This window comes from Aquabacterium sp. (assembly GCF_048860245.1).
GTDB lineage: Bacteria > Pseudomonadota > Gammaproteobacteria > Burkholderiales > Burkholderiaceae_C > Aquabacterium.
Genome location: NZ_JBLIZW010000008.1, coordinates 1 through 18,960, shown reverse-complemented (window position 1 = coordinate 18,960; position 18,960 = coordinate 1). Strand labels below are relative to the sequence as shown.

At 60.9% G+C, this 18,960-nt stretch carries 17 protein-coding genes; 8 read left to right on the top strand and 9 right to left on the bottom strand.

The window, feature by feature from the left end; translation table 11 throughout:
- Nucleotides 1–46: 46 nt before the first annotated feature.
- The 4 genes from ACMV18_RS00725 (at nucleotide 47) to ACMV18_RS00710 (ending at nucleotide 2,937) form a co-directional block, all read left to right on the top strand.
- Nucleotides 47–418, top strand: a complete 372-nt coding sequence (locus ACMV18_RS00725; protein ID WP_420816299.1) for a response regulator — start codon at nucleotides 47–49, stop codon at nucleotides 416–418.
- Nucleotides 418–1,032, top strand: a complete 615-nt coding sequence (locus tag ACMV18_RS00720; protein WP_420816298.1) for a chemotaxis protein CheC — start codon at nucleotides 418–420, stop codon at nucleotides 1,030–1,032. Before ACMV18_RS00725 ends, ACMV18_RS00720 begins: the two co-directional genes overlap by 1 nt.
- A complete protein-coding gene (locus tag ACMV18_RS00715; protein ID WP_420816297.1) occupies nucleotides 1,025–1,978 on the top strand; it encodes a sensor domain-containing diguanylate cyclase in 954 nt (317 codons plus the stop codon). The genes ACMV18_RS00720 and ACMV18_RS00715 overlap by 8 nt, the downstream gene beginning before the upstream one ends.
- Before the next feature lie 98 nt (nucleotides 1,979–2,076).
- Complete coding sequence (locus tag ACMV18_RS00710) at nucleotides 2,077–2,937, top strand: intradiol ring-cleavage dioxygenase (RefSeq protein WP_420816296.1); 861 nt, start codon at nucleotides 2,077–2,079, stop codon at nucleotides 2,935–2,937.
- A 16-nt stretch (nucleotides 2,938–2,953) separates the two neighbouring features.
- On the opposite strand, the gene ACMV18_RS00705 is transcribed toward ACMV18_RS00710, so the two are convergent.
- The 4 genes from ACMV18_RS00705 to ACMV18_RS00690 all read right to left on the bottom strand — a co-directional run bounded on the left by ACMV18_RS00705 (nucleotide 2,954) and on the right by ACMV18_RS00690 (nucleotide 8,541).
- Nucleotides 2,954–3,589 (bottom strand): sulfite oxidase heme-binding subunit YedZ, encoded by a 636-nt coding sequence (locus ACMV18_RS00705; protein ID WP_374257472.1) that lies wholly within the window; start codon nucleotides 3,587–3,589, stop codon nucleotides 2,954–2,956.
- The gene (msrP, locus tag ACMV18_RS00700; protein ID WP_420816295.1) at nucleotides 3,589–4,623 is read right to left on the bottom strand and encodes a protein-methionine-sulfoxide reductase catalytic subunit MsrP; all 1,035 of its coding nucleotides are present in this window, start codon (nucleotides 4,621–4,623) and stop codon (nucleotides 3,589–3,591) included. Before msrP ends, ACMV18_RS00705 begins: the two co-directional genes overlap by 1 nt.
- A 56-nt stretch (nucleotides 4,624–4,679) precedes the next feature.
- Nucleotides 4,680–5,744, bottom strand: coding sequence for a phosphate ABC transporter substrate-binding protein PstS (pstS, locus tag ACMV18_RS00695; RefSeq protein WP_420816294.1), 1,065 nt, complete (start codon nucleotides 5,742–5,744; stop codon nucleotides 4,680–4,682).
- A gap of 172 nt (nucleotides 5,745–5,916) precedes the next feature.
- Complete coding sequence (locus ACMV18_RS00690; protein ID WP_420816293.1) at nucleotides 5,917–8,541, bottom strand: DNA topoisomerase III; 2,625 nt, start codon at nucleotides 8,539–8,541, stop codon at nucleotides 5,917–5,919.
- 126 nt (nucleotides 8,542–8,667) lie between these two features.
- Between ACMV18_RS00690 and ACMV18_RS00685 the strand changes: the two genes are divergently transcribed.
- The 4 genes from ACMV18_RS00685 to ACMV18_RS00670 are packed head-to-tail and all read left to right on the top strand — an operon-like array spanning nucleotide 8,668 to nucleotide 12,368.
- Complete coding sequence (locus tag ACMV18_RS00685; RefSeq protein WP_374257466.1) at nucleotides 8,668–9,186, top strand: SET domain-containing protein; 519 nt, start codon at nucleotides 8,668–8,670, stop codon at nucleotides 9,184–9,186.
- Between the two features lie 9 nt (nucleotides 9,187–9,195).
- The gene (locus ACMV18_RS00680; RefSeq protein WP_420816292.1) at nucleotides 9,196–10,089 is read left to right on the top strand and encodes a biotin--[acetyl-CoA-carboxylase] ligase; all 894 of its coding nucleotides are present in this window, start codon (nucleotides 9,196–9,198) and stop codon (nucleotides 10,087–10,089) included.
- 38 nt (nucleotides 10,090–10,127) lie between these two features.
- A complete protein-coding gene (locus ACMV18_RS00675) occupies nucleotides 10,128–10,916 on the top strand; it encodes a hypothetical protein (RefSeq protein WP_420816290.1) in 789 nt (262 codons plus the stop codon).
- 36 nt (nucleotides 10,917–10,952) lie between these two features.
- Nucleotides 10,953–12,368: a methyl-accepting chemotaxis protein gene (locus ACMV18_RS00670; protein WP_420816289.1), complete on the top strand. Its 1,416-nt coding sequence runs from the start codon at nucleotides 10,953–10,955 to the stop codon at nucleotides 12,366–12,368.
- Nucleotides 12,369–12,414: 46 nt separating this feature from the next.
- On the opposite strand, the gene gap is transcribed toward ACMV18_RS00670, so the two are convergent.
- The 5 genes from gap to ACMV18_RS00645 all read right to left on the bottom strand — a co-directional run bounded on the left by gap (nucleotide 12,415) and on the right by ACMV18_RS00645 (nucleotide 18,693).
- On the bottom strand, nucleotides 12,415–13,416 hold the full coding sequence (gap, locus tag ACMV18_RS00665) for a type I glyceraldehyde-3-phosphate dehydrogenase (protein WP_374257460.1): 1,002 nt from the start codon (nucleotides 13,414–13,416) through the stop codon (nucleotides 12,415–12,417).
- 42 nt (nucleotides 13,417–13,458) lie between these two features.
- On the bottom strand, nucleotides 13,459–15,504 hold the full coding sequence (gene tkt, locus ACMV18_RS00660) for a transketolase (protein ID WP_420816288.1): 2,046 nt from the start codon (nucleotides 15,502–15,504) through the stop codon (nucleotides 13,459–13,461).
- Nucleotides 15,505–15,561: 57 nt separating this feature from the next.
- Nucleotides 15,562–16,188, bottom strand: coding sequence for a hypothetical protein (locus ACMV18_RS00655; RefSeq protein ID WP_420816287.1), 627 nt, complete (start codon nucleotides 16,186–16,188; stop codon nucleotides 15,562–15,564).
- 113 nt (nucleotides 16,189–16,301) lie between these two features.
- Complete coding sequence (locus tag ACMV18_RS00650) at nucleotides 16,302–18,047, bottom strand: phosphoethanolamine transferase (protein ID WP_420816286.1); 1,746 nt, start codon at nucleotides 18,045–18,047, stop codon at nucleotides 16,302–16,304.
- Nucleotides 18,048–18,168: 121 nt separating this feature from the next.
- A complete protein-coding gene (locus ACMV18_RS00645; RefSeq protein ID WP_420816285.1) occupies nucleotides 18,169–18,693 on the bottom strand; it encodes a pilin in 525 nt (174 codons plus the stop codon).
- Nucleotides 18,694–18,960: the final 267 nt, after the last annotated feature.

The following is an 18,960-nucleotide window of genomic DNA, read 5'->3' as shown; positions in this document are numbered from 1 at the left end:
GCAACAGAAAGTGACAAAATGTCGGCTCTCTACCGTACCTGCTGACATGGGCACCACACCGATCGTTCTCCTGGTTGATGACAGCCGCATCTCGCGGATGATGTCGCGCCAGTACATTGCCAAAAAGCACCCTGACTGGCAGATTGAAGAGGCCGGAACGGGTGAAGAGGCGATCGACAAGGCCAATCAGTTCGAGCCGTTCCTGATCCTGCTGGACGTCAACATGCCCGGCATGGGTGGCATCGCCGCAGCAGAAGTGCTGCGCACGGCACACCCGCTGTCCAACATTTTCCTGGTCACGGCCAACGTTCAAGAAGCCACACGCAAGAAGGCCTCTGACCTCTGCCTCGGTTTCGCAGAGAAGCCGATGACCGAACCCAAGATGCACGCCCTGCTCGACACCTTGAAGGTGATCTGATGATTGAACTCAGCGAGCTGCAGCACGACGCTCTGGTCGAGATCTTCAACATTGGTGTCGGCCATGCGGCAGCCGCCATGAGCACGATGGTCAACGAAGAGGTTGCCCTCACCGTCCCGACCATCACCTTCGCCACACGTGCGGAGGCAGCTCGGCAATTGGGCGAACAAGCCAACGACCGCATTTGCGGCGTCAGCCAGGATTACCGAGGCAGCTTCAACACCGAAGCCATCTTGATGTTTCCGGAGCACAAGAGCCTCGAACTCGTGAGCCTGATGGTGGGAGATCACATCCCCCTGCAAGAACTCACCGAGATGGAACAAGAGGCCATGGGCGAGATCGGGAACATCATCCTGAATGCCTGCATTGGCACCCTGGCCGATATGTTCGAGAGCCAGTTGGAAGGCTCCCTGCCTGTTTACCGTGTGGGCACCTGCGAAGACGTGCTCAACGTGTCAGGTAGCGACGCTGACGCCCCCACCCTGATGCTGCACATTGACTTCATTGTCGAGAAGCACGCCATCAGCGGCTACGTGGCCTTCCTGCTGGATCTGGCGGCCTTGCAAGACCTGCGCGATCAGCTCGACGCCTACCTGGAGAAGGCGCTTGGCTGAACAGACTCCTTTGTGTGCCTCGGTTTTCAACGCGATGAACATCGGCGCCTTCGTGCTCGATGCGCAGCAGCGCATCGTCATGTGGAACCGCTGGATGGTGACCCATTCCGGGCGCGCGGCCGACGCCGCACTGGGCCAGACCTTGCTGGACGTGTTCCCGGAAGTCACCGGCAAGCGGCTGCACGCCGCTGCGGAGCAAGCGCTGAAGGCGGGCTTTCCTGCCTTGCTGTCTCACACGCTCAACAAAGCACCCTTGACGCTGTACACCCACCCCAAGGATGCGCAAAGCGGCCTGCTCATGCGGCAGACCATTGAAGTCATCCCGCTGCATGGTGACGACGATGCGCGCTTCTGTCTGATTCAGATCCGGGACGTCACCCTGGAAGTGGCGCGCGAAAAACAATTGCGCGATCAGACGCTCGCTCTGCGTGCTTTGACCATCATTGATGGCCTGACGGGCATTGCCAACCGTCGCCACCTGGATGACTGCCTGCTCACCGAGTTCCGTCGCAGCAAACGCAGCCATGCCCCCCTTTCGCTGCTGCTGATCGATGTCGATCAGTTCAAGCGCTACAACGACCTGTACGGCCATCAGCAAGGGGACACCTGCCTGATCAAGGTGGCCGAGATCATGCGCAACCTGGTGCGACGCCCCGCCGATCTCGTGGCCCGCTATGGTGGCGAGGAATTCGCCATGATCTTGCCCGACACCTCCGTGGAAGGCGCCAACAAGGTGGCGGAAGCTTTGCGCAGTGAGATCGAGTCACTGGCCATGCCGCACACGGACTCGCCGCCCTGGAAGTGCGTGACCATCAGCATCGGCGTGGCCACGCGCAACCGTTCCACCACGACCCAGTTTGATCTGATCGCACAGGCGGATGCGGCCTTGTACGAGGCCAAGAACAGCGGGCGCAACCGCGTCGTCGTCGCCGAACAACCGCTCTGACAGGGCACGGGCATGGTTTGCATGCCCGACACACGCGCACACGATCCAGCAACACTGTAAAGCGAGCATGGCGTCATCCCCACAGCTGGACAGACGCCATGCACAACGCCCCCTGCCCCGAACACGCCCGAGGCCTTGAGTCAGACCTGAAAACCATCCTGGCACGCCGCCAGGCACTGGGTTGGCTGACCGCCGCAGGCGGCTACGCCACGCTGATGCTGTCGGGCTGCGGCGGCGGTGGCGCGGCCGCTGGTGGCAACACCAACATCAGCAGCACCGCTACGCTGACGGCCACCAGCAGTTCCGGGAGTTCGTGCACCACCTTGCCGACCGAAACCGCCGGCCCCTATCCGGCAGACGGCTCAGTGGCCAGCAATCAAACGCTCAATGCCCTGACGCTGAGCAACTTCGTCCGCAGTGACATCCGAACCAGCGTGGACACGGCCTCGGGCACCGCCACGGGCCTGCCACTGACAGTCAAAGTCCAACTGGCCAACGTGAACAACAGCTGCGCCGCACTGGAGGGCTACGCCATCTACATCTGGCACTGCACACAAGATGGCCGTTACTCGATGTACTCCAGCAGCATCACCAACGAGAACTATCTGCGCGGCGTTCAGGTGACCGACAGCACAGGGCTCGTGTCGTTCCAGACCATCTTCCCCGGATGCTATCTGGGACGGATGCCGCACATCCACTTCGAGGTCTATCCCAGCCTGTCCAAGGCCACATCGGCCAGCAACAAGATGCTGACCTCGCAAATGGCTTTCCCGATTGCGACGTGCAATCAGGTCTATGACAACGTCAGCAGCTACAGCAGCAGCGCATCCAACTTTGATCAAATCAGCTTTGCCACCGACAACGTCTTCAGTGACGGCTACAGCACACAAATGCTGAGCATCACGGGCAACAACGCCGACGGCTACGTGGCCACGCTGACCGTCGGCCTGGCCGTTTAAACCAAGGGGCCCGTGGTCAGCGCACGCGCAACATGGCCACGATGCCCCCCTTGCGCATCACGCGCCAGCCCAGCAACACCGCCAGGATGAGGGCATACACCATCACCTCAGATACATCGTTCTTCGCAGCCTTCTTCAAGTAGAAGTGAAACAGCCCCGACAGGGCCACGAAGTACACCAACTTGTGCAGCATCTGCCAGCGCCGCCCGCCCAATGCGCGAATCGCTGCGTTGAACGACGTCAGTGCCAGGGGCAGCATCAACACAAAGGTCAGCATGCCCACAAAAATGAAGTTGCGCTTGATGACGTCCCGGACGATGTCATCCATCACCCAGCCCTTGTCCAGCCAGGCGTAGGCCAGCAGGTGCAACACCGCGTAAACAAAGGCCGTCACGCCCAAGGTGCGGCGGTAACGCAAGATCGTTGGTAGGCCTGCGATGTCACGCAAGGGGGTGATGAGCAAGGTGAGCCACAACCACCGCAAGGCCCACTCCCCCGACTCCTTGATCAAGGCCTCGGCAGGGTTCGCACCCAAGGCATCCATCGAGGCCGCAAACAACAACACGAGGGCGGGCACCGCGCACACCACCCACAGCACAGGCTTGACCCAAGGCTTGAGCAGTCCCTGGTTCAGAGTAGACGACAACGACATCAGAAAAACTTTCTTAAATCCATTCCGGCGTACAAGGCCCCGACCTGGGCCTCATAACCATTGAACATCTGCGTGGGACGACGGGGCGCGAACAGCCCGCCTTCGCCAATGCGGCGCTCCGTGGCCTGACTCCAGCGAGGATGATCCACCCTGGGGTTCACATTCGAGTAATAGCCGTACTCGCCAGGGTTGGCTTTGACCCAACTGGGCGTTGCGGGCTTTTCACTCAGGCGAATGGTGACAATCGATTTTGCGCTTTTGAACCCGTACTTCCACGGCACCACGAGACGCAGGGGCGCACCGTTCTGATTGGGCAAGACCTCGCCATACAGGCCAAATGCCAGCAGGGTCAAGGGGTGCATGGCCTCATCGATGCGCAGGCTCTCCACATAAGGCCAGTCCAGCACCCCGGAACGAACCCCAGGCATTTGCTGCGGATCCGCCAGGCTCACGAAGTCCACGTACTTGGCCCGACTCGTCGGCTGCGCACGCTGCAGCAAGGTGGCCAGTCCGTACCCCACCCAGGGAATCACCATCGACCAACCTTCCACGCAGCGCAAACGATAAATGCGCTCTTCCATGGCCCCCAGCTTGAGCAGCTCGTCCAGGCCCAGCTTGAGCGGCTTGCCCACCTCACCCTCGATGCTCAAAGCCCAAGGTCTGGGCTTCAACGATGAGGCATAGGCCGCCGGATCCGACTTGTCGGTCCCGAATTCATAGAAATTGTTGTAGTGGGTGACATCGTCATACGACGTCCACTTGTCGGCCACATGGGCCCCCGCCACGGTGCTGCGGGCTCCCGGCAAAGCGGCGAGCTTGCCTGGCCGCTTGGCGGGCTGAGGGGCCACACCTTGCGCCCAACCTGCTTCCGCGCCCAAGGCGCTGAACAACGTGCCCGCCCCCAGCGACGAGGCCGCTTTGAGCCACTGCCGACGCTGGGCATACACCTCCGGCGGCGTGATCTCGCTGGACACGCCATGCACCATCCCGCTGTCGGGATGCAAGATTGAACGTCGCGACGGTGTCCAAGCCATGTACGAGACTCCTGAAGGAGCCTCGACCTTACACCGTGCGGCCGCTTGCTGCAGCCTTACTGGAATTTGGGCATTTCCCCGGAGGGGCCTTGAATCTGCAAGAGGCGGCCCGCCAGACGCGCCTGCACACGGTCAGGCAGGGGCGCAAACCCGGTTCCCTTGGTCAACTCGTCGCCGTGCATGAAGCACCAGTACACGAAGCGCGCTGCCAATTCGGCCTGTTTCACATCCTTGGGACGCGCATCCAGCAGCATGTAGCTGGTGGCCGTGAGCGGCCAGGCATCATGGCGCGGCATGTTCAGCAACGACGCCGTGTCATCCCCCTTGCGATAGACATCCGAGGCCACAATGGCCGCGCGGAATCCGGCTTCCGACGCCTCCACTGCGGTGCCTTGATTGTTCAACAAGCGAACCGCCACCAGCTTGTCCTTGATGACCCGGTCGTACGACACATAGGCCATGGCACCGGTGTTGCCCTGCAAGGCGCTCACCATGCCATCGTTGCCCTTCGCCGCCACGGTGTTACCAGGCCAGCTGGGCTTCTGGCTCATGGGGATCGCCTTGGCAAACGCGGGAGAGGACTCTCCGAGATAGCGCGTCCAGATCTCGGTCGAACCCGAGGCTTCCTGGCGGACCACGCGCACGATGGGCGTCGACGGCAGCGACACGCCCGGATTCAAGGCCGTGATGCGCTCATCGTCCCAGCGGGTGATCTCTCCCATGGCCATCTGCGCCAACACGGCCCCACTCAAGACCAGGCGATTGGACTTGATGCCCGGCACGTTGATGACCGGCACCAGCCCGCCCACCAGCAAAGGAATCTGCACCAGCTTGTGTTCGGCCAACTGCGCAGGTGTCAGCGGATTGTCGGTGCCCCCCATTTGCACCGAGCGCGCCTTGATCTGCTTGACGCCGTCACCCGATCCGGTTGGCGTGTAGCTGGCACTGGTGCCTGGATTCAACTCCATGAAGCGCTGGGTCCAGCGCTCGTAAATGCGCGAAGGAAAGCTCGCGCCAGCCCCTTTGATGACGGCTTCGGCGGAGGCCGAAACACCCGACAGGCTCATGGCCAGCGCCACCAAAGTGGCCCCGACCCGCTTGTGATCTGCGAAAAACTGCATGCGTACGACTGCTTCAAAAGGAGGTCTTCCAACGAGGCGCGACGATAACGCATGCGATATGACAGTTCCGTGACAAGCGCAGGATCCCAACAAAAACGACCAGCCAAGCTGGTCGTTTTTACAAGCGCTTACGCAAGATGACACAGCCAGGCAGGCCTTTCGCCTGCTGTCATCACGCGGCCTTCTTGGCGGCGGTCTTGCGCGCGGCCTTCTTGGCCGCCGGGGCGCGTGCTTCGAACTCGAAGCCCACCTTGCCAGTCTTGGCATCCCAGGTCAGGAAAGCCTTGAACTTGCGCCGCGTCTTGTTGGACACAAAGTTCTCCAGCAAATCGGTCTTGCCGCTGTGCAGCAGCTTGCCCACCTGCTCGGGGGTCACGGGCTGCTGCAAGATGACCTTGCCCGTCTTGAAGTCACAACGCGCCTTGCCCACGGCGTGCTCACACACGTAGTTGGTGCCGTGCTCATACACATGACCACCGCACTTCGGGCACGCACCCAAGCTGCTTTGACCGCTGAAGTCCACGTCTTCACCGGCCTCGTCGTCCTTCTTTGCATCTTCGCCAAAGTCGAACTCCATCTTCCAGTTGTTGGCTTCGTCGTCACGTACCAGTCGCAACTCGGCCGTGAACGGCCAACCCGCCTTCGAGCGGAAACCTTCCAGCGGACCAATCTTGTGGTCCCGCATCAGTTGCTCCACCTCGGCCAACTCGAAGCTGCGGCCGGCCGGGATCTTGGTCATGCTGAAACCACAGCCCGATGCGTCTTCCGCGTCCCCGCCGTGCTTGCCGGTGCAGGTGAAGCGGCGGTAGTTTTCTTTGACCACCCCACCGCAGTTGGGGCAAGGCGTGCTCAGCGTGGCGTAATCACCCGGGATGGTGTCACGGTCGTATTCCTTGGCCTTTTGCACCACACGCTGGGTCATGGCTGCGATCTCGGCCATGAAGGCCTCGCGGCTCAAGCGACCCTTTTCCATCTCGGCCAGCTTGTGTTCCCAGTTGCCGGTCAGCTCAGGCTTGGTGAGGTCTTCGACACCCAAGCCACGCAGCAGCGTCATCAGCTGGAAGGCCTTGGCCGTCGGGATCAGTTCACGTCCTTCACGGATCATGTACTTCTCGGTCAGCAAGCCTTCGATGATGGCGGCGCGAGTGGCTGGCGTGCCCAAGCCCTTCTCGGTCATGGCCGCCTTCAACTCTTCGTCGTCGATCAGCTTGCCTGCGCCTTCCATGGCCGACAGCAGCGTCGCTTCAGAGTAGCGTGCAGGCGGTTTGGTCTTCAAGGCATTGACCAGCACATCCTCGTTGTGTGCGGCTTCACCGGCTTGCACGGCCACCAAGGTGGACTCATCACCCTCTTCGGCTGCTTCCTTGCCGTACACCGCCATCCAGCCCGGCTTAACCAGCACCTTGCCGTTGGTCTGGAAGTGGTGCTCCTTGCCCTGCACCGGCACCTTGGTGATGCGGGTGGTGACCTGGAACTCCGCCGCCGGATAGAACACGGCAATGAAGCGCTTGACCACCATGTCGTACAACTTGGCCTCGGCCTCCGTCAGGCTGCGAGGCGTCTGCATGGTCGGAATGATGGCAAAGTGATCCGACACCTTGGCGTTGTCAAACACGCGCTTGTTGGGCTTGATGTAGCCATCGTTGACCGCTTTGCGAGCGTGCATGGACAAATCGCGCAGCGGGCCCGGCATGTCCTCATCGGCAATCGTGGCCATGGTTTGCTGCACCACGCCGACGTAGTCCTCAGGCAGCGCGCGCGAGTCCGTACGAGGATAGGTCAGCGCCTTGTGCTTTTCATACAAGGCCTGCGCCAGCGACAAGGTGGTCTTGGCACTGAAACCAAAGCGCGAGTTGGCCTCACGCTGCAGCGTGGTCAGGTCATACAGCAAGGGGCTGGACTGGCTGCTGGGTTTGGACTCTTCGGTGACCGTGCCGGTCTGCCCACGCACCGCATCGGCAATGGCCTGTGCCTCGGCAGCAGACCAGACGCGATCGGCCTTCTGCTCGGGATCGGCTTCGTTTTTCTTGTGATTCGGGTTGAACCACTTGCCGTCATACGCGCCCGCCGCCACACCAAAGGTGCCACGGATTTCCCAGTAGTCGCGGTACACGTGCTTGCGGATCTTTTCTTCCCGCTCGACCACGATGGACAGCGTCGGCGTTTGCACGCGCCCCACCGTCGTCAGGAAAAAGCCCCCATCGCGCGAATTGAAGGCCGTCATGGCCCGCGTGCCGTTGATGCCCACCAGCCAGTCGGCTTCGGAGCGGCAACGTGCGGCGTCAGCCAGCGGCAGCATCTGCTCATCGCTGCGCAGCGCCTCAAAGCCATCGCGAATGGCTTGCGGCGTCATGCTCTGCAACCACAGGCGCTGCACGCCCTTGCCCAAGCCCTTGGCGCGGGTGGTCGCGGTGCTGTCCTGCGCGTACTGCACGATCAGACGGAAGATCAGTTCACCCTCTCGCCCCGCGTCACATGCGTTGATCAGCGAGGTGACGTCCTTGCGCTTGATGAGCTTGACCAGGGCATTCAAGCGCCCCTTGCTCTTGTCGATCGGGTTGAGATCGAAGTGCGGCGGGATGACGGGCAGGTGCGTAAAGCTCCACTTGCCGCGTTTCACATCGAACTCTTCGGGCGCTTTGATTTCGACCAGATGACCGACCGCAGAGCTGACCACATAGTGTTCGCTCTCGAAATATTCATCGTGCTTTTCGAACTTGCCGTCAACCGGCGTCAGTGCGCGCACGATGTCTTGGGCAACAGATGGCTTCTCAGCAATGACCAGGGCTTTGCTCATGGACGTGTTTATATATGCAAACCGTTCTTACAATGCGGTTCTCGCGCGCATGTACACGAGCGCATGCACACGTGTGCACACGCGGGCACGCGCGCGCCCACAATTTCAATGTAACCAATCTGGCCGATGACGCAAGCTGCGAACAAACCCAAGCCTGCCGCCCGTTCTGCTTCTGCCGCGGCCAGCCCCGACAGCGGCCGCCGCACCCAGGTCCGAGATTCCGGCGTGCATGGCAAAGGCGTCTACGCCGTGCGCCCCCTCAAGGCTGGTGAACGCGTCCTAGAGTACAAGGGCGAAATCATCACCTGGGAAGAAGCCCTCGACCGGCACCCTCACGATCCCAGTCAGCCCAACCACACCTTCTACTTTCACCTCGACGATGGCCACGTCATCGACGGCAAGTACCAGGGCAACTCGGCCAAATGGATCAACCACTCGTGTGAGCCCAATCTGGAAGCCGAGCAGGTGGGCAACCGCGTCTTTCTCAATGCCCTGCGTGACATCGAACCCGGCGAAGAGCTCTTCTTCGACTATGGCCTGGTCATTGATGCGCGCCTGACGCCCAAGCTCAAAAAAGAATACGCCTGCTGGTGCGGCGCCCCCAGCTGCCGCGGCACCATGCTGGCCCTCAAGCGCCGCCGTTGACACAGGGTCATGCAGAACACGGCACAGGCCTTGGCGACGGTGGTTGCCGATTTGAACGGCGCCGCTGAGGCGATCTGGCTGGCTACGCAATCCTTCTGTCCAGCATTGAGCCTGGAGGTCCTGCCGCAGTGCGCGTCCACCAACACGGTGCTGATGGACCGTGGCCGGCTAGGTGACACCCAGACGACCCTTGTGGTGGCCGCCGAGCAAACCGCCGGGCGTGGTCGTCGGGGTCGCCAGTGGCTGGCGCATCCGGGTCAGACCTTGACCTTTTCGCTGGGCATCGCCCTGAATCTGGATCAGGTGCCAGGCGGAGGCAGCGCCCTGTCGCTCGCCGTGGGGCTGGCGGTGGCCGATGCGCTGGACGCCGGCATGGCCTCCTTCGCCAGCGCCACCGGCTTAGCCCCGCACCGGCCCATGGGCCTCAAGTGGCCCAACGACCTGTGGATCGGTGGCCGCAATCTGGGTGGCATCCTGATTGAAGCCTGTCCAGCCCCTGGCCTGCCCTCCTCGCAACGATGGGTCGTGATCGGCATCGGTCTGAATGTGCAAGGCACCCCGTCAGCCCCCGAAGCCACCAGCCTGATCCGCCCTGACCAGGCGGCGCTCACCATTGGGCAAGTGTGGCAGTGGGTGGCGCCCACGCTGATTCGCCGCGTGCACGCTTTTGAGCGACACGGCTTTGCGCCGCTGCAAGAAGCCTATGCCCGCCGGGATGTGCTCTTGGGGCAACAGATTGGACTATGGAGCACGCCAGGTCAGTCTCCCGGAGACGGCTATCCGCCCAACCAGATCGGTCTCGCGCAGGGCGTCGACACATTCGGCGCGCTGGTCGTGCATACTGACCAGGGCCAACAGACTTGGAGCAGTGGTGACGTCAGCGTTCGCCCCCGCCCCAACTGACCTCAAGCTCTCCCACTTACCGCCACACCCACGCTGTCATGCTGCGCTCTCTGGTGCTGATTCTGCTGATCGTCAACGCCCTGTTCTTCGGATGGAGCCGCGGCTGGCTCAACACCGTGGTAGGCGTTCGCCCCGACCGTCAGCACGAACCCCAGCGCCTCAATCAGCAATTGCACCCTGAGCAATTGCTGATCCTGCCCCCCGGCAAGACACGCCCCGTGGCCGCATCAGAACCCAGTTCAGCCGCATCTGCCGCAGAAGACAGCGCCTCATTTGCCAGCGGGGTAGAGGCAGCAGCATCGGCCAGCAGTGCCAGCGGCAACAATGCCTCCACTGCGGCTGCCACCGCCTCGGCTCCGCCACAACCCACGGTTTGTCTGGAAGCGGGTCCATTTGACGATGCAGGCATGACCGCAGTGAACACCGCGTTGAGCGGCATCCTGCCGCGCTACAAGTGGCGGACCAACACGGTCGACATCAAGGGTCTGTGGATGGTCTACATGGGCCCCTTCCCCGACTCGGACACCTACGACCGCAAAAAAGCCGAGATCCGCAAATTCAAAGGGGTCAGCTTTGAAGAGGTCCGCACCCCATCCAACCTCAACCCAGGTTTCTCGCTGGGCCGCTACACACGACAATCCGACGCAGAAGCAGCCCTCGACAACCTGAAGGAGCGGGGCATGCGATCGGCACGGCTCATCACCGTCCGCCAAGGTGGCGAAATGAATTTCGTGCGCGTCTCTGAAGCCACCAGCGACCTGAAGGAGCGCCTGGAAAAGGCCAAGCTCCCCGACAAGAAGTCGTTCGGCAAGTGTGCCCAGCGCTAAAGAAACTGAAACAATTGCTAACAAATACCGGTCGGGGTGGCGCATGCCCTGGTCAGCCATCACCATGCGCGGGCCCAAAGAGGCTTGGTGTCGACCGAGCAGGCGCAAGCTGACGCCCTCGCGGCCCTCCAGACCTTGCGCTACAGCGGCAACGAGTACTTCTGGGTCAATGACATGAAGCTGCACATGCTCATGCACCCCATCAAGCCAGACCTGAACGGGCGAGACATCAGCCAGATCAAAGATCCCAACGGCAAGCAATTGTTTGTGGCCATGATTCAGGTCGTGGAGGCAGATGGACAAGGCTTTGTGCCCTACCAATGGCCCAAGCCGGGCAGCCAGGCCCCAGTCGACGAAATCTCTTTCGTCAAAGGATTTGCCCCGTGGGGATGGGTGATTGGCTCGGGCGTCTACGTCGACACCGTCATGGCAGAAGTCTGGCGCGTGGCCAAGTGGATCGGAGGCGTGGGCCTCTTGCTCGTGCTGACCCTGTCTGCGTTGGGGGTCGGCGTGGTGCGCAGCATCACGCGCCGACTCGGCTGCGAGCCCACCGAAGCCAACGGCATCACACACCGACTGGCACAAGGTGACCTCTCCGTACCCATCGAACTCAAGCCCGGTGATGATGACAGCGTGCTGCATGGGATCAAGGCCATGCGCGACAGCATGGCCCTGATCGTTCGGGAAGTCAGAGGGCGAGCAGAGGGCGTGGCCACGGCCAGCGCGGAAATCGCCCAAGGCAATCAGGACCTGTCCGCCCGGACCGAGTCACAGGCGAGTGCACTGGAGCAAACCGCCGCATCCATGGAGGAGTTGGGCTCCACGGTGCGACTGAATGCCGACAACGCTCGACTGGCCAACGATCTGGCCCAAGACGCCACACAAGTGGCCAGTAAAGGCGGTGACGTCATGATGCAGGTGGTCAACACCATGCACAGCATCACCGATGCCAGCCGCAAGATCGCCGACATCATTGGCACCATCGACGGCATTGCGTTCCAGACCAATATCCTGGCGCTGAACGCCGCGGTTGAAGCGGCCAGGGCCGGTGAGCAAGGCCGCGGCTTTGCCGTGGTGGCAGGCGAAGTCAGGCTGCTGGCCAGCCGCAGTGCCGAGGCCGCCAAAGAGATCAAGAGTCTGATTGGCACCAGCGTTGATCGCGTGGAGCAAGGCGCCACCTTGGTGGACCAAGCCGGTCACACCATGAGCGAAGTGGTCGACGCCATTCACCGCGTCACGCAGGTCATCGGTGAAATCAGCACGGCCAGCGGCGAACAAAGCCGGGGCGTCACACAGGTTGGTGAGGCTGTGACCCAGATGGACCACAACACCCAGCAAAACGCCGCCATGGTCGAAGAAATGGCCGCCGCGGCGGCCAGCCTGCGAGGACAGGCTGAAGGTCTGGTTGAGGTGGTGTCCACCTTCCAATTGGGCGCGCACCACGATGCATGACAAAGGGGCCCCGCAGGGCCCCTTTGCTGATCAACGCAAACGCTGATTACTTGGCGATGACGCGAGCCATTTCCAGGCACTTGTTGGAGTAGCCCCACTCGTTGTCGTACCAAGCCACGACCTTCACGAAGGTCTTGTCCAGCGCGATACCGGCTTCGGCATCGAACACCGAGGTGCAGCTTTCGCCACGGAAGTCGGTGGCCACCACCTTGTCTTCGGTGTAACCCAGCACGCCCTTCATGGCGCCTTCGGAGGCGGCCTTCATGGCGCTGCAGATGTCTTCGTACGAAGCATCCTTGTTCAGCTCGACAGTCAGGTCCACCACGGACACGTCAGAGGTGGGCACGCGGAACGACATGCCGGTCAGCTTCTTGTTCAGCTCAGGAATCACCACGCCCACAGCCTTGGCAGCGCCAGTGCTGGAAGGAATGATGTTTTCCAGGATGCCGCGGCCGCCACGCCAATCCTTGTTCGAAGGACCGTCCACGGTCTTTTGCGTGGCGGTGGCAGCGTGCACGGTGGTCATCAGGCCGCGCTTGATGCCGAAGGTGTCGTTCAGCACCTTGGCCACAGGGGCCAGGCAGTTGGTGGTGCACGAAGCGTTCGAGATGATGGCTTGACCAGCGTAGGTGCCGTGGTTCACGCCGTACACGAACATCGGGGTGTCGTCCTTGGAAGGTGCCGACATGATGACCTTCTTGGCGCCAGCCTTGATGTGGGCTTCAGCGGTTTCCTTGGTCAGGAACAGGCCGGTCGATTCGATCACGACGTCGGCGCCGACTTCGTCCCACTTCAGTTCAGCGGGGTTCTTCACAGCGGTCAGACGGATCTTCTTGCCGTTGACGACCAGGGTGTTGCCATCCACCGAGACGTCGCCCTTGAAGCGGCCGTGCACGCTGTCGTACTTCAGCATGTAGGCCAGGTAGTCGGGTTCCAGCAGGTCGTTGATGCCCACAACTTCGATGTCGTTGGCGAAGTTCTGCACAGCAGCGCGGAACACCATGCGGCCGATACGACCGAAACCGTTGATACCAATCTTGATGGTCATGATTTGCTTACCTTGCGAAATGAAATCTAGAAAACCGCTTGCTTACTTCTTCTTGGACAGGACCTTGCGGACCGTGGCCACCACGTTTTCGGTGGTGAAGCCGAAGTGCTTGAACAGCACGCCAGCCGGTGCCGATTCGCCGTAGGAGTCGATGCCCACGACGGCATCCACGCCGTACTTCCACCAGAAGTCGGTGACACCCGCTTCCACGGCAATGCGCGGCAGCTTGGCCGGCAGCACGGACGTCTTGTATTCGACGGACTGACGATCGAACACAGTGGTCGATGGCATCGACACCACGCGCACAGGGATCTTCAACTCGGCCAGTTGCTGCTGAGCGTGCAGCGCCAGTTGGACTTCCGAACCGGTGGCGATGATGACGGCCACGGGCTTCTTCTTCAGGCCCACTTCCGAAGGTTCAGCCAGCACGTAAGCACCTTGGGTGATCACATCGGCATCGGCCTTCGGCGCGTAAGGCAGGTTCTGGCGCGACAACAGCAGCGCGCTGGGGCGATGCTTGTTGGCCAGCGCCATGGACCAGGCCACGGCGGTTTCGGTGGTGTCAGCCGGACGCCAGACGTCCAGACCCGGGATCAGGCGCAGGCTGGCGGCGTGCTCGATCGACTGGTGGGTCGGACCGTCTTCGCCCAGACCGATGGAGTCGTGGGTGAACACGTGCACCACGCGGGTCTTCATCAGCGCGGCCATGCGGATGGCGTTGCGGCTGTAGTCCGAGAAGGTCAGGAAGGTGCCAGCGTAAGGAATGTAGCCACCGTGCAGGGCCACACCGTTCATGATGGCGGCCATGCCGAACTCACGCACACCGTAGTTGATGTGACGGCCGGGCTTGCCATCGGTGGTCACGACCTTGCCTTCACCATCCACGCGGAAAGCCGGCGTGCTCTTGGTGTTGGTCAGGTTGGAGCCAGTCAGGTCAGCGGAGCCGCCCAGCATCTCGGGCACGCCAGCGGTGAAGAATTCCAGTGCGAGCTGGCTGGCCTTGCGGGAGGCCACGGTCTCCGCCTTGTCGTGGGCAGCGGCCACGGCTTGCACGGCGATCTCGGCAAAATTGGCAGGCAGTTCGCCCGCCATGCGGCGCGTGAACTCGGAAGCCAGCTCGGGGAAGGCCTTTTCGTAGGCGGCGAAGCGCTGGTTCCAGTCATTGACCAGCATCTCGCCGTCGGCTTGCGCATTCCAGTCTTCGTAGACTTCAGCGGGGATCACGAAGGGTGCGTGGTCCCAACCCAGGTTTTCGCGGGTCAGCTTGATCTCGTCGCCACCCAGGGGTTCACCGTGGGCCTTGGCCGTGTTGGCGCGGTTGGGCGAGCCGTGACCGATCGAGGTCTTGCAAACGATCAGCGTGGGCTTGTCAGCGCTCAGCTTTGCCTTCTCGATGGCGCCATCCACGGCGTCCACATCGTGACCATCGACAGGGCCGATGACGTTCCAGCCATAGGCCTCAAAACGCTTGGGCGTGTCGTCCACAAACCAAGGTGCAACCTGACCGTCGATGGAGATGCCGTTGTCGTCGTACAGCGCGATCAGCTTGTTGAGCTTCCAGGCGCCAGCCAGGGCACAGGCTTCGTGGCTGATGCCTTCCATCAGGCAACCATCGCCCAGGAAAGCGTAGGTGTAGTGGTTGACGATGCTGTGGCCTTCGCGGTTGAACTCCGCTGCCATCATCTTCTCGGCCAAGGCCATGCCCACGGCATTGGTGATGCCTTGACCCAGGGGGCCGGTGGTCGTTTCCACGCCGGGAGTGATGCCCACTTCGGGGTGGCCTGGCGTCTTGCTGTGCATCTGACGGAAGGCCTTCAGATCGTCGATGGACAGATCGTAGCCAGACAGGTGCAGCAGCGCGTAGATCAGCATCGAAGCGTGACCATTGGACAGCACGAAGCGGTCGCGGTCAGCCCATTGCGGTTGCGCGGGATGATGGCGCAGGTGACGTCCCCACAGAGCGACCGCCATGTCGGCCATGCCCATCGGGGCGCCGGGGTGACCGGAATTGGCTTGCTGGACGGCATCCATGGCCAGCGCACGGATGGCGTTGGCCATGGCGGTGATGTTCTTGGTGGAGTTGGGCATGGTGGGAAGCATGGCTACAGGAAAACGCGGATTTTACCTGCGAGCCAACACCAGCGGCTACTTATCCCAAAGATCGAGGTCAAGGACGTCACAGATACGCCCATCTTTTCGGCTGACCAATGCCGTATGAAAGCCATGCGGAGACTTGAGCGGCAGCCAGCCAACATCAGCTTCAGCACAGGCTGACGCTGCCATGAAGGCATCGCGGCCCGCCATACCTTGGCTGCCACCACTTGCTGGCAAAGCACGAATGCTGGTGGCGGTGTCACTGGCCCGATAGTTACGCCACAACTCTTGACGCCCGGCCAAGCTTTGCCCCCCCAACTCAGCCATCAACAAAGACTGGCGAGCCTGGGAGTCATCAGGAAGGGCCAAGCTCTGCGTCTGCACACCCCGCCACGCCATCTGGACTTGCTCCAACACAGGCAACAGGAAACCACGACGACGAATATCCATTGGCGAAACCACTTCAAAGTGATCGGCCATCCAAACCACAACCGTTGGCGAAGCTTGCAGCGCCACCACAGCACCAGCCAACCAAACGCCCCCCTGCGCAAGAATGATCAGCGCGACATCCGCCACACGCTCTGCAACCGACTTACCAGGCTTGAACAGCAAGATCGCCACGCCAGCGCCCAATGCAGCAGCGACCGCAACCGCCAGCCTCGCTGGCGCCTCACCCATCTGCAGCCCCTGCCAACTTGCAGACGCCCTGTGCGCAAGGACCCACTGCATCAATCCGATCAACACACAGCCAGACACCGCACCGTAAAGCGCTGCCAACTTCAATCTCGTCTTCACTGAACACCTCGCGCTTGCACGTGGCCATCTGGCGCGGTGATTTGGCACCGACTTCTGGCGGCCGCTTTGTCAAAGTCAGTCCATGAATTATCTGGTGCAACCACCCTGCGCCCCTCGTGATAGGGTTCAATCGGGTGGACCAAGCTGCGATGGATATGCCCGCTCTCATGGACCCTGACCCCCGCCAGATCCAACACGGTGCCAAACATCACGTCAGCCACCATGGGCACGGCTTTGTTCGCGCGCATCTGCTGACGCCAGTCAGGCTGCTGAGCCAACAACTGATCACTCAGCCACACCAAAGTTGGCACGCGATAGGAAGTCTCCCCCAAGCGAATCAATCCAGGCGACAAGCACCCCGGCTCATAAAGGTCTTCGCCATGATCCGACATGTAAGCCATCGCGGCAGGCACCTGTGCGTCCCTCAAAATGCCAATCACCCGAGACAAGACATAGTCCGTGTACAGCACCGAGTTGTCGTAGGCATTATTGGTTTCTACCTTCTTGACCACTCCCAACTCAAAGCCATGCCCGGGTGTCCGCAATGAGGGCTGGAAAACATCGAAGCGATCCGGATATCGGTGCGCGTAATTGAAATGACTCCCCATGGTGTGCAGGACGATGGCCACACGTGGTGATGCGCCCTTCATCCCATCCGCGACGATGGCGCGCAATGGCTGCAACATCGCCTCATCATGGCGTCCCTCGACCTGATAGTCGCCTGGGTTGAAGAACTGAACATGCTGCGCGTCTCGCGCATAAAACACGGTTGACGTCTCGAAGTAACCGCTGCTGCCTTGATTGGACAGCCAGTAGGTGGCATATCCCGCCTCTTGCAAAGCCCGCAGGAAACCCGGCTCAACTTTTGGATTGGTGCCCCCATCAGCCCCGATGATCGGCTCGCGTGACACCATGCCCGGTACGGCCGTACGCGTCGCAATGCTGCGCGTAACGACATCCGTGAAGAAGAAAAGATTGGGCTCGACCGAGAGCAAAGGATTCGTTGCCCTTGCGTAGCCTCCCAGCTGCCAACGATCCGTTCGTGACGACTCACCAATTACAAACACCAAGACCTGCGCCCCGACCACAGGATCTTTCACCGCCCCAAATGAGAAGTTGCGCATCTGCTCACGCAACTCGGCAACCTTCCGTCGGTCCTGCCAGTAACGGTACATCGCAAAAGGCATATCGAGTGGATAAACCACCGACAACTTGGACCCCATGTAGTCCAGCGGCTCCACGCGAAACACGTCGGGGGGCGGTTTGATGTCAAATCCTGCCTCCTGCCTGGCAAACGAAAACTGAAGCAGCCCCAAACACGCTGGCAGTAACATCAGAATCCACCAGCGCGACCGATGCCGCCAGGCAATCCCAGCCCGTCGAACGGCGGGCACACACAAGCCAACCAAGAGCAAGTAAAACAGCACCGCCACGACAACCAAATGCGCGTAGCTGCTGAGGAAATCCATCAATTCCGCCTCATGCGTCTCCATGACGATGCCGGCAAACATCCGGCCAAATGGTGTACCAACCTGCGTCCGAAGGTAGATATCAATGGGCCACCACGGCAAAAACAATACCGCAGCACCTAACAAGGCATGCCAGAGTTGGCGCCAAACAGCAAACCACAGCAGCCAAAACACGGCCCCCAGGACCATGGTTTCCACACGGTCAACACGCCCTGTGGGCGTCATCGGAAAGACGTCAACAAGGTTGGGAACAAATAGCACGAGCGCAAACATTGCGACACTCATCCATGCCCATCCTGTTTGCACCCTGTTCAAATCAGCCTCACTTGAATTCAAAGTCGGAAACCAAAAAGGGGCACCCTAAGGTGCCCCTTTGCCAATTCAACGTATTGAATTAGATCTTGCAAGAAGTAGGCAGATACTTCAGATCGACGTTGGTGCCGTCCGTTGCAACGTTGGTACCGTCACCGACGGTCACGCCAGAGGGGGTAGCAGCCTTGCCGCAAATCCAAGTGATGTTCTTGGCGGTGTCAATACCAGGGCGCAGGCTCAGAACCTTACCAGAGATGTCCTTGTTGGCCTTGTTGCCGAAAGTCACATCCAAGCCACCACCAGTAGTCACAGCGATTTGGGTCACATAGTTACCCTTGTTGTCGGTCGCAGCAGAACCGGTACAGGTCGAAGCAGAACCGCAAATTGCTTGAACGTTGTCCTTTGGGAACGCGCCAGTCTGCGAGAAGTACTCGCTCACGGCAGTCTTCAGGCCGCTGGCCAAGTTCAGGGACTCAGACACCTGAGCGCGGACGGTGTAGTCCTGATAAGCGGGCAGCGCCACGGCAGCCAGAATACCGATGATGGCCACCACGATCATCAGTTCGATCAGGGTGAAACCCTTTTGCACTTGCTTCATCACTTTCATGGTCAACTCCTTAGCAGGCTGCGGAAATACCCAACGGGCGCAGCTTCGCTGCTGACGTAAGGACTCGTTTTTCGATGATGCGGGCCGACTCCGGCGCCAAACCACCCCATTTCAAGCCCATTTCGACCTGATCTGAGGCCATTTCGGGGTGTTTTGCCCTCATCACGCGACCTCCAGACGGACTTGTCCCAAGGTGCGCATGCGCACGAGGTTATAGGCGGCCATGGCCATCATGAAGACTTGGTCGACCTTCTTGATGCCGCGCAC